The sequence below is a fragment of the Streptomyces sp. NBC_01525 genome (assembly GCF_045040405.1).
GTDB lineage: Bacteria > Actinomycetota > Actinomycetes > Streptomycetales > Streptomycetaceae > Streptomyces > Streptomyces benahoarensis.
Genome location: NZ_CP109397.1, coordinates 6,451,868 through 6,463,365 on the forward strand (window position 1 = coordinate 6,451,868; position 11,498 = coordinate 6,463,365).

Annotated in this window: 7 protein-coding genes; 3 read left to right on the top strand and 4 right to left on the bottom strand. The window is 73.7% G+C overall.

The annotated features are described in order from the left end of the window. Positions 1-14 precede the first annotated feature (14 nt). Positions 15-680 (bottom strand): endonuclease, encoded by a 666-nt coding sequence (locus tag OG422_RS27990; protein ID WP_405746886.1) that lies wholly within the window; start codon positions 678-680, stop codon positions 15-17. Between the two features lie 218 nt (positions 681-898). On the opposite strand from OG422_RS27990, the gene OG422_RS27995 reads away from it, so the two are divergent. Both OG422_RS27995 and OG422_RS28000 read left to right on the top strand, forming a co-directional pair. Further along, complete coding sequence (locus OG422_RS27995) at positions 899-1,270, top strand: ArsR/SmtB family transcription factor (protein WP_405746888.1); 372 nt, start codon at positions 899-901, stop codon at positions 1,268-1,270. Between the two features lie 210 nt (positions 1,271-1,480). Then, positions 1,481-2,542 (top strand): DUF6214 family protein, encoded by a 1,062-nt coding sequence (locus OG422_RS28000; RefSeq protein ID WP_405746890.1) that lies wholly within the window; start codon positions 1,481-1,483, stop codon positions 2,540-2,542. Between the two features lie 97 nt (positions 2,543-2,639). Here OG422_RS28000 and OG422_RS28005 read toward each other — a convergent pair whose 3' ends face one another. Next, on the bottom strand, positions 2,640-3,305 hold the full coding sequence (locus tag OG422_RS28005; RefSeq protein WP_405746892.1) for a TetR/AcrR family transcriptional regulator: 666 nt from the start codon (positions 3,303-3,305) through the stop codon (positions 2,640-2,642). A 479-nt stretch (positions 3,306-3,784) separates the two neighbouring features. Between OG422_RS28005 and OG422_RS28010 the strand changes: the two genes are divergently transcribed. After that, a complete protein-coding gene (locus OG422_RS28010; RefSeq protein WP_405746893.1) occupies positions 3,785-6,595 on the top strand; it encodes a SpoIIE family protein phosphatase in 2,811 nt (936 codons plus the stop codon). 75 nt (positions 6,596-6,670) lie between these two features. On the opposite strand, the gene eccCa is transcribed toward OG422_RS28010, so the two are convergent. Both eccCa and OG422_RS28020 read right to left on the bottom strand, forming a co-directional pair. Beyond that, positions 6,671-10,759 (bottom strand): type VII secretion protein EccCa, encoded by a 4,089-nt coding sequence (gene eccCa / locus OG422_RS28015; protein ID WP_143943591.1) that lies wholly within the window; start codon positions 10,757-10,759, stop codon positions 6,671-6,673. Positions 10,760-10,820: 61 nt separating this feature from the next. After that, positions 10,821-11,252 carry a YbaB/EbfC family nucleoid-associated protein gene (locus tag OG422_RS28020; RefSeq protein WP_405746895.1) on the bottom strand — a complete coding sequence of 144 codons (432 nt, stop codon included), beginning with the start codon at positions 11,250-11,252 and terminating at the stop codon, positions 10,821-10,823. Positions 11,253-11,498: the final 246 nt, after the last annotated feature.

Consider the following 11,498-nt stretch of genomic DNA (forward strand, 5'->3'; position numbering starts at 1 on the left):
GCCTCATCGTCGGCTCAACCTTCGCAGGCGTCGCAGGCGTCGCGTACGTCATCGACCACATGGGCGTCGAGGGCGGCCCGGACCAGGGCGGCGGCGAACGCGGCGAGGTCCTCGTCCGGGACGAGCGCGGCCAACCGGTCGGGGTCCTGCGGGAGGCCGAGCCGTTCGGCGCCTTGGAGGGCCTTGCCGTCGAGGAACGGCGCGAGGGCGGGCCACACCCCTTGCACCTCGCGGAGGAAGATCGCGGCCCCGGCCGGGCCGATGCCGGGGACCTCCTGCAACGCGTCGCTCAGCGCGCCGGGGTCGCCGTCGGCCGCGTCCCGCATACGCCGCAGATCGCCGCCGCAGGAGTCGCGCAGCAGCGTGGCGCCGGAGCCGAGCTGGGTGGCCGTCCGCTCGTCGTAGCGCCGGTAGCCGCCCTCGCCCAAGGCGTCGACGCGCTGTTGCCAGGTGGCCTCGGCCATCGAGCGGGGGGTGCGCATCCCGGCGGCGAACAGTTCGCGGGCCGCCGCCACCGCGACCGAGGCCCGGATCCGGGCGCTGAGCAGCAACGCCAGCACCAGGAGCTGATAGAGCGGCTGCGGGGTGTCCCGCATCCGGATGCCCGCCTCCGCCGCGTACGTCGTACCGTGCCGGTCCAGCAGGACCCCGGCCACGTCCCGGTCGCGCTTCCGGCTCATGCTCGCACCTCCGTCCCTCGCCCCCGCGGACACCGTGACCGCCCCCTTCTCTCCGTTCTCTCACGGGTGGGCGGGGCAGCGCGCGGGGATGGGATGGGGGCGCCCGGTTCGGGGAGTGCGCCCCCGGGCGACGGCCGGGGAATTACGATGGTCCTCGTACCATGAAGGCCGGTGGGCACCGGCCCGCCGTTCACCGTCGCCGCACGTCAGGAGCCGCCATGCCGACCGAGACGCCGTCCGCAGGCACCGCGACCGGCGCGCGTGCACTGGAGCATCCGCGCTGCGAGGACATCCGTCTTGCCGAGGTGCTGCACGCCCTCGCCGACCCGATGCGGCTCCGCATCGTCCGCCGTCTCGCGGCCGCGCACACCGATCTGAACTGCGCGGACATCGAACTGCCGGTGAGCCGGTCCACCTGCACCCACCACTTCCGCGTCCTGCGCGAGAACGGTGTCATCCGGCAGAGCTACCGGGGCACGGCGAAGATGAACGCCCTGCGTACGGAGGATCTGGACGCGCTGTTCCCCGGCCTGATCGACGGCGTCCTGCGCGCGGCCGACCTCCAGGCGGAACGGCTCGGCGCGCACTGACCGGGCGGGAGCGCCGTACGCGGAGGGCGCCCGGATGCCGGGCCTCCGAGCAGGTGAGCCGTGTTCCGCCGGTGAAGTGAGCTGCGCTATCGGTGTAGTCCCAGTGCGATGAGCGTGCCGCGCGGCTGGGCCGGGCGGGGTGGGCGCTAGGTTTCCCCCGTGTCGGAAAGCGACTTTTATACCGTTAGTGAACGATATGAAGCCCAGGACGTGAGGGGTGACTGGCCCGCCTGGGAACTGCGCGGACACGGCTCGGCCGCGCCGTCCCGCGAGGGCGCGGACGGCCTCCCGGACGGGGACGGCCCCCTGGAGACGGCCGATGCCGCGCCGTCCCGGCTGGATCCGCTGGAGCCCTGGGTGAGCGCCCGGCTGACGTTCCCCGACGGCGCCCGGATCGACGTGCTGGTCACCGTCGAGGACGACGGCATCACCGTGGAGGACCTGCGGGCCGACCCGCCGTTGCCGCTCAGCGGGCTCGCCACCCTCGCCCACTGGATCGAGGGCCCGCTCGACGACGCCTGCCGCATCGCCACCGGCCGCACCCGGAGGCCCCGTCCCGTACCGGCCCCCGCCGCAGATCCGTCGGCCGCGGGCGGGCCGTACGACGGCGGCGCGCGGGGGAGCGGCGGCATGTCCCCCGCGGAGGGTGAGCCGTCGGCCGGCGGCGCCGTGCCATCCATCGGGCCCGGCGCGGGCCCCTCGGCGGACCGAGCGCCGGATCCGGCTGCGGAACCAGCGGCAGCACAAGCGACGGATCGAGTGGCGGAGTCGGCTACGGGTCCGGCTACGGGTCCGGCGGCGGCTCCGACAGCGGAGCAGGCGACACCTCCAGTGGCAGAACGAGCCGCCGAACCGACCGCCGCCACTGGATCACCGGCCGCCCCCGCCGAGGCCCGGACTGCCGCCACTGGATCACCGGCCGCCCCCGCCGAGGCCCGGATCGCCGACCCCGATGCCGCCCCTGCCACCGAGCCGTCCGCCGCCCCGGAAACCGACACTCCGGACGCCACAGACCCCGCCCCGTCCCCACCCCGGGCCGATCCCTCCGCCGCGGTCACTGAGCCCGCCGCGGCCGAGGGATGGGCGATGTGGGGGCGGGGCGGTGACCGGAGCAAGGTGGTGGCCGACGCGTACCGGGAGGCACAGCGGGAAGGGCGGGACCCGGTGGAAGCGGTGATGAGCGCGACCGGACGAGGCCGCCGCCGGGCCTTGCGGCTGATCGCCGGTGCGCGCGACGCGGGCCTGCTGTCGCCCCGGCACCACCGGCGTTGACGGGACATCCGTTCTTCGGCGGGCCTGAAGAGCGCATCAGGGGGAGTGCGTCCGGGAACGGTGCTCCCAGGAAATGCGCCGCCGGCGAACGCGTCCCCTAAGACGCGTCCCGCTCCCCGCCCACCCGCGCCCCGGCCCCCGGGGCGTCCGGTCCGTCCTCCGGCTCCGGCGGGAACCCCGACTCCCCATCGAGCTCGTACCGTTGGAAGAGTTCCGCGCGCAGGCGGGGGAGGGGTGTGGGGGCGCCGGGCAGGAGCAGCGGGACGACCGTGCCCATCAGCAGGGCGCGAAGCAGGGGGTAGTCGGCGTCCGGGTCGGTGGAGCCGTAGGCGATGACGGTTTCGCGCAGGAGATGGGCGAGGCGCTGCTGCTCGGGGCACTGGATGAAGCCGTCGGCGGTGAGGATGCCCGCCATGTGGGTGCGCATCAGCAGCGGGTGGTCGCGGGTGAGGCCCAGGATCGCGTCGATGGCGCGGGCCATCAGCTCGCGGCCCGCGTCGGGGCCCTCCGGGCGCGGTGTGCGCTCCAGGGCCTCCTGGAGGGTGAGGTGCATCAGGCGGTGCACGGCCGACTGCAGGAGCTGTCGCTTGCCGGGGAAGTAATACGAGACCAGACCGCGTGCGGTGCCTGCCTGGCGGGCGATGTCGCCGAGGGTGGTGGCGTCGTAGCCGTGCTCGCCCACGAGGTCGACCGTCGCCTGGAGCAGCCGCTCGCGGGAACGTCGCCGCAGTTCTTCGTTGACCGATGCGCTGCGAGGGGACATCCTGTTAACTCCTGCGTTGGCTGGCTGGCAGCCAGTATACTCAGGGCAAGCCGGGTGCCCGCCTTTTGAGGCATGAGATCCGGCCGCATGGGCTGGTTCGGACGACGCGGGGGATCGTCCGAACCAGTCCGTGGCAGCGCCCGTGCGCGGCGTCCGAGCGGGGAATCGCAAGGACGCGGCGCACGGGCGCTGCCGCATTGTGGATCTTCGTCCGCTCGCGCCGTGCATTCCTCGGCCCGTACGGCGCTCCCTTCTCACTTCTCCGTAAACCTCCTGAATGGCCGAAAAAGTGAGGTAACGGCTGCGGTGGGGTGGGTGATTGGGGTGCGGCGGAATGGGTGGTGGAGGTCGCGAGCTCCGCACGAACGTGGTGATAAATTGGTATATTTGCATCGATATGCTTCCAGTTCCTCAGCCACATGGCCGGGCCGGTCTCCGACCGGGGCGTGTGTGGCGATCCGGCAGGTGACGGATAGCGCATGCGCAAGAACGGGCACCGGGCACCGGGCACCGCACCACCGCGGGCCCTGCGCTTCCCTTGGAACGCGCGGAGTCTTGCGGGACAGCTGATGCTGATGCAACTGGTGCTGCTGGTGGTCCTCGTGGCCGTCGCCGCGCTGGCGCTGGTCCTCCAGTCGCGCAACGCCAGCACCCACGACGCACAGCACCGCACCCGGGCCGTCGCCGAGGCGTTCGCCCTGGCACCCGGCACCGCACAGGCCCTGGACGGCCGGGACCCCACCGCGGAGCTGCAGCCGCGCGCCGAGGTGATCCGCAAGTCCGCCGGCGTCGACTTCGTCGTCCTCCTCAGCCCCCAGGGCGTCCGCTACACCGACCCCGTCCCGTCGCTCATCGGCCGACACGCCAACCGCATGTACCAGGACGCCCTCACCGAGGGCGCCTTCACCCGCACCATCCCCGGTATCCACGGCATCACCGTCACCTCCGTCGTCCCGGTCGCCCGCGGCAACGGCTCGATCGCCGGACTGGTCTCGGTCGGCGTCACCGTCAAACGGGTGCAGAGCAACACCACTGCGGAACTGCCCGCCCTGCTCGGGAGCGCCGCGGGCGTCCTGGCGCTGTCCGCCGCCGGGACCGTCCTCGTCGGCCGCCGCCTGCGCCGCCAGACCCACGGGCTGGGGCTCGCCGAGATGACGCGGATGTACGAGCACCACGACGCGGTGCTGCACGCCGTCCGTGAGGGGGTGCTGATCGTGGACGCCGACGGGCGGCTGCTGCTCACCAACGACGAGGCGCGGCGCCTGCTCGGCCTGGGGCCGGACGCCGAGGGACGGCCGGTGACCGAACTGGGCCTGGAGCCGTCCGTCGCCGCGCTGCTCACCGACCGGTGTGTCGTGTCGGACGCCGTCCGCCCGGCGGGCGACCGGCTGCTGGTCATCAACGTCCGCCTCACCGACGGCCCGGGCTCCGCGGCGAGCAGCGTCGCGACGCTCCGCGACACCACCGAACTGCAGGCGGTCACCGGCCGCGCCGAGGCCGCCCGGGAGCGGCTGCGGCTGCTGCACGACGTCGGGGCCCGGGTCGGCACCACCCTGGACGTGCGGCGCACCGCCCGCGAGATGACCGATGTCGCCGTCCCGCGCTTCGCCGACGTCGCCACCATCGACCTCGCCGACCCGGTGCTGGGCGGCAACGAACCGGACATCGCCGGGCAGCCGCTGCGCCGGACGGCCGTCACCGCGGTGCCGACGGGGACCGGACCGGACGACGGCAGCGCGACGTTCGCCGTCGGCGAGCCGGTCACCGTGGTGCGGCCCGCCGCGCACGCCCGGGCGCTCGCCGAGGGGGAGCCCATCCTCGTCTCCGACCTGTCCGAGGTGCCGGAGCTGGCCGGCGGGCCGACGGCGCCCGGGCGGACCGGGGCCTCCGCGGAGGGGGACACCCGGCCGGCGGACGCCGGGCGGGCCGAGCGGATCCACGCCCTCGGCCTCGTCTCGCTGATCAGCGTGCCGGTCCGGGCCCGCGGCCGGGTGCTGGGCCTGGCCGAGTTCTGGCGCACCGCGGCGTCCGACCCCTTCAACGAGGACGATCTGGCCCTCGCCGAGGAGCTGGTGGGGCGGACCGCGGTCTGCATCGACAACGCCCGCCGCTACACCCGCGAACACACCACCGCCGTCGCCCTCCAGCGCAGCCTGCTCCCCGGCGAACTCCCCGACCAGGACGCCGTGGACGCCGCCTACCGCTACCTCCCGGCGCAGGCGGGGGTGGGCGGCGACTGGTTCGACGTCATCCCGCTGCCCGGGGCCCGCGTCGCGCTGGTCGTCGGGGACGTCGTCGGCCAGGGTCTGCACGCCGCCGCGACCATGGGCCGATTGCGTACCGCCGTGCACAACTTCTCCACGCTGGACCTGCCGCCCGAGGAACTCCTCGGCTACCTCGACGAACTGGTCAGCCGGATCGACGACAGCGGCACCGCCGACACCGCCCAGGTCTCCGGCGCGACCTGCCTGTACGCGGTCTACGACCCGGCCTCCGGCCGCTGCACCATGGCGACCAACGGGCACCCCGGCCCGGCGCTCGTGCTGCCCGACGGCACGGTCAGCTTCCCCGACATCCCCGTCTCACCGCCGCTCGGTCTCGGCGGCGAACCGTTCGAGACGGCGACGCTGGAGCTGCCCGAAGGCAGTCGGCTGGTGCTCTTCACCAATGGGCTGGTCAGCGACCGCCACCGCGACCTCGACACCGGTCTGGCCACCCTCCGCGACGTCCTCGCGGGGCTGCCCGACGCCGGACCGGAGGAGACCTGCCAGGCGATCCTCGACGCCATGGTGGGACCGCGGCCCGGCGACGACATCGCCCTGCTCGTCGCCGCCACCCGCCGCATGGACGCCGACCATGTCGCCGAATGGGCGGTGCCCAGCGACCCGTCGGCCGTCGCACCGGTCCGCGCGGAGGTCGTCGGGCGGCTCGGCTCCTGGGGCCTGGCCGACCTGGGGTTCGCCACCGAACTCATCCTCAGCGAACTCGTCACCAACGCCATCCGCTACGCCACCGGCCCGGTCCGCGTACGGCTGCTGCGGGCCCGCAGCCTGATCTGCGAGGTGTCCGACGGCAGCCCCACCGCACCGCATCTGCGGCGCGCCGCGATGACCGACGAGGGTGGCCGCGGGCTGTATCTGGTGTCGCAGTTCGCCGAACGCTGGGGGACCCGCTACCCCGACCGCGGCAAGGTGGTGTGGACGGAACAGTCCCTGGAGCCCGCCCCGATGCCGACCGAGGTGATGAGCGACGAGGACCTGCTCGACCAGTGGGACGACGAGGAGGAATGACCCGGCCCCGCACATGCGTGTGGGGCCCGGACGGACCGGGCCCCACGACGTACGGGCTTCAGCGCGGTGCGGCGGTCAGTAGCCGCCGCCCGGCTCGGCGGCGTCCGCCTCGGTGAGCGCGAGCTGCACCACCGTCCGCGGGGCGCGGCGCTGCACCAGCACACCACGGCCCGGCACCCGCGGCTCGGCACGCTCGCTGCCCAGCACCGCGCCCTCCTTCGTATCGCCGGACAGCACCAGCCCGGAGGCGCCCAGCTCCCGCGCCCGGGTCAGCATCGGGTCCGTCATCGCGGTCCGCGCGAAACCCGACACCCGGCGCGCCACCACCAGATGGAAGCCCAGCTCACGGGCCTGCGGAAGATAGTCCACGAGCGGCGCCAGCGGCGACTGCCGCCCGTGGGCGACGAGGTCGTAGTCGTCGACGACGACATACAGCTCGGGCCCCTCCCACCAGTCGCGGTCGCGCAGCTGCTGGTGCGTGACATCGGCCGGCGGCAGCCGCTCGGCCAGCTTCTCGGCGACCTGCTCGGCGTAGAAGGCGGCGGCGGTGGCGTCGCCCGCGTACGCGCCGAGGTGTTCGTCGGGGACGATGCCGAGCAGCGAACGCCGGTAGTCGATGACGATGAAGCGGGCCTCCCACGCCGAGTGCCGCTCGGTCATCCCCGTCAGCCAGCTGCGCAGGAACGCGGACTTGCCCGAGCCGGAGTCGCCGAACACCAGGAAGTGCGGGTCCGCGTCGGTCAGTTCGAGGTGGACCGGCAGCAGGTCCTGCTCGGCCACGCCGATCGCCACGCCCGCCGCCGGACGGTCGGATGCGGCGGGCAGCTCCGCCAGTTCGGTGAGGGTGATCCGCTCCGGCAGCATCCGGATGGGCGGTGCCGCGGCCGTCGGCCAGGAGTCGGCGATCTTGGTGAGGGCGTCCTGCTGGGCGTCGGCCAGTCCGTCGAGGGTGTCCATGCCGTCCAGACGCGGCAGCGCCACCTGGAACTGCACACCGCCCGGCGCCAGACCACGGCCCGGGGCGGTCGCGGACGCGAAGCGGCGCGCCGCACGGCGGTCGATCTCCGACTCGGCGGGGTCGTTGAGCCGCAGCTCCAGCCGCGCGGCGATGCTGTCGCGCAGCGCCATCCGCAGATCCGCCCAGCGGTTGGCGGTCACCACCATGTGGATGCCGACGCCCAGACCGCGCGCCGCGATGTCCAGCACGGTCGCGTCGATGTCCATCCGGTCCAGCATCTCGCCGCGGACCCCGGCCCAGTTGTCGAGGAGCAGGAAGATATCCGCGCTGCGGACGCCGTCGGGCAGCTCCCCGGCCGCGCGGCGGCGCCGGAACTCCTCGGCGGAGTCGATGCCCAGCTCCCGGAAGAGCTGCTCCCGCTCGGTGAGCAGCTGGCTGACCTCGGCCAGCGCGCGCTGCACCCGCTCCACGTCGTGCCGTCCGACCACGCCGCTGACGTGCGGCGCCCGGTCGAACGGCGCCAGCGCGCCGCCGCCGAAGTCGACGCAGAGGAACTGGATCTCGTCGGGGGAGTGGGTCGCCATCGCGGAGAGCATGAGGGTGCGCAGGAACATGCTCTTGCCGGACTGGGGCGCGCCGATGAGGGCGAGATGCCCGTACTCGTGCGCGAAGTCCGGGACGACGGGGTGCTGCTGCTGCATCACGGGGATGTCCGCGACGCCGACCGGCAGCTTCAGCGAACCGTGCTCCGGCCACCACTGGGCGCGCAGCCCCGGGAGGTCCGGCGTCGTGGCGAGCGGGCCGGTGAGCGCGTCCAGCGGCAGGGCCCGCGGCAGCGGCGGCAGCCACACCTGGTGGACGGCCTGCCCGGAGCGCAGCAGCCGCTCGACCAGCACCTGCATCTCGGTGGGACCGGTGAGCAGCGGCCGGGAACGCCGCTCGGGCTCGGGCACCGGTTCCGCGTCCGGGTCGGGCGCGTGCCGCAGCCCGAACGGGACGGGAGCCGCGGACACCGGGCCCTCGACGGCGTCCCGGTCCTCGGCGCTCTCGTGCGGCCCGGAGACATGGGCCACGCGGAACCGCTCGTACACCGAGTCGGCGACCTTGAGGTACGCGGAGCCGGGGATGGGCGGCAGCTGGTAGGCGTCCGGGGTGCCGATGACGGCGCGGGACTCGGCGGCGGAGAACGTCCGCAGGCAGATCCGGTACGAGAGGTTCGACTCCAGACCGCGGAGCTTGCCCTCCTCCAGCCGCTGGGTGGCGAGCAGGAGGTGGATGCCGAGGCTTCGGCCGACGCGGCCGATCTGCACGAACAGGTCGATGAAGTCGGGACGGCTGGACAGCAGCTCACCGAACTCGTCGACGATGACGAGGAGATACGGCAGCGGCTCCAGCGGCTTCCCGTCGGGCCCGGTCTGCCCGGCGGCCCGGCGCAACTGGTACTCGCGGACGTTGTCGAGGTTCCCGGCGTCCCGCAGCAGCTTCTGACGCCGCTGCTGCTCACCCTGGAGGGCGTCGCGGACCCGGTCGACGAGGGCCAGGTCGTCCACCAGGTTGGTGATCAGACCGGCGACGTGCGGGAGTTCGGTGACGCCCGCGAACGTCGCACCGCCCTTGAAGTCGACGAGGACGAAGCTGAGGATGTCCGGCGAGTGGATCGCGGTCAGACCGCCGACCAGGGTCCGCAGCAGCTCACTCTTGCCGGAGCCGGTGGCACCGACGACCAGACCGTGCGGGCCCATACCGCTCTGAGCGGCTTCCTTCAGGTCCAGGGCGAGGGGCTTGCCCTCGGCGTCGAAGCCGACCGGGAAGCGCAGCACGTCCTCGGAGTCCGGCTCGATCCACAGGTCCTCCGGGTCGAACGAGTCGAGGTCCGGGACGCCCAGCAGATTCGGCAGCGACATGGTCTGGGCGAGGATCTCCTCACCCTCCGCGGACAGCCGCAGCGGCGCCAGCGCACGGGCGGTCGCCGCGCACAGCACCGGGCTCGGCTCGTCGGCGACGGCCCCGTCGACATACGCGGAGCCCCGGTTGTCGTTGCGGCGGTTCTCGATGCGCAGCCGCCCCTCGTCGTCGACGTGCACCCGCACATCGGCCCGGGTCGGCTCGTCGGCCTCGCGGCTCACCACACACACGACGGTGACGCCGGTACCGGGACCCGCGTCCGCCAGCAGCTGCGTGGCGACGGCGGAGCGGGCCCAGGCGCTGCGCGGGTCGTAGCCGTCGAGGAGGACGACGAGACGGCGGCGGTTGGCGGCGGCCTCGCGGCCGGAGGTGAAGGTGCGGCGGGCGGCGGCGGCCTGCTCGTGCGCGGCGGTCAGCCAGGCGGCGAGATGGTCGGCGACACCGTCGAAGTCCTCCGCGACCAGCGGGACCACGCCCGCCTCACCCGTCGCGTCCTCCTCATGGGTGTGCGGCAGCCACTTCGCCCATTCCCACTGCGCGTCCTCGGAGCCGCCGGTGACGACGGTCAGGCAGACGTCGTCGGGCGCGTGGAGCACCGCGACCTGGCTCAGCAGCGCCCGGGCCACGCCACGGGCGCGCCCGGCCGGTCCCACCACGCTGATCACGCCGGACTGGTCGAGGTCCACGGTCGCCGGCTGGTGGCCGACGCTTGAGGTGTTCTCGATGAGCCGGTCCGCGGCGGCCTTGGCACGGGTGTCGTACTCGACCGTGGGGTCGTTACGCGTCGCCAGCCGCACCGGCGTGGACAGCGGCGCGCGGCCGGTGCCGATCCGGATCTGGAGGAAGTCCGGGTCGCTGGGGCGGCGCTCCCACACGCGGCGCCGCCGCCGGGCGATGGCCCACAGGCGGTGCGGCGAGGGGTGCTGCCAGGCGGCGACGGTGCGCTGGTCGGAGGCGACCTGACGGGCCGTCTTCCGGATCTCGACGAGGTGTTCCAGATAGCGGTCGCGGGCGCCCAGCCGCTGCTTGCGCTGGGTGCCGCGCATCTGCATACGGACACCGAAGGTGAGGCCGATGGAGAGGAGAACGAAGGAGATGCCGAGGAGGATCAGCATCTTCTTGCCCGCGACGATCATGTAGGCGGCCATGCTGATGCTGGACAGCAGCGGCATCAGCAGCATCAGCCAGTTGGCGCCGGAGTCCTTGGCGATCGGCTGTGGTGGCGCGGCCACCACCACCGGGTCGGTCGGGAGTTGGGGTGGGGCGACCCGGGCGGGGCGGTGGAAAACGATCCGCGACATCAGGGCTCTCTGTGCAGGGAGGTGGGGCGGCAGAGGAGGGGCGTGGGCCCGGCTGAGCGGGTCAGCGGGGGGCGGGACCGTCCTGGGGCGGGCGGGCGGCACCGTCGGAGGGGGCGGCGAACGGGTTCACCGGAGGGGTCTTGGGACGGCGCGAGGTCTGCTCACGCAGCCCGGCGGCGAGGCCGGTGAGTCCCTGGGTGAACTCCTCGACCTGCTCGACGCGCGCCGCCTTGAGCGTCGACTGCGCCGCGTCGATCGCCGCGATGACCAGGTCCTCCAGCGTCTGCGGATCGTCCGGGTCGATGACCGACGGATCCATCCGCAGCGACGTCACCCGGCCCTCACCGTTGACCTTCGCGGTGACCAGACCGCCACCGGCGTGGCCGGTCGCCTCGGCCGCACCGATGGCGTCGTTCATTCCGACGAGGCTTCCCTGAAGGCTGCGCATCCGCTCCGTGAGGGCCGCGAGGTCGAACGATGGGCGGTCGGACATGGGCGGTGCTCCTCGTGCGGGCTGGAAACGGCGCGGAGATGCCGGTGCACGACGGACGACGGCGGCCCTTTCGGGCGCCACCGGGCGACAGGTGGTTGCCGGGCGTCGCGCGCGGGGAACGGCATCGGTCCACGCACATCATCCCGCCCCGCCTCGCACCTGCCCAGATCCCTGTTCGGGGACCTCTTAGCCGGGACGGGGCGAAGGCACGGCGGTCCGGTGCGGCCGCGCCCCCCCCGCACCGGG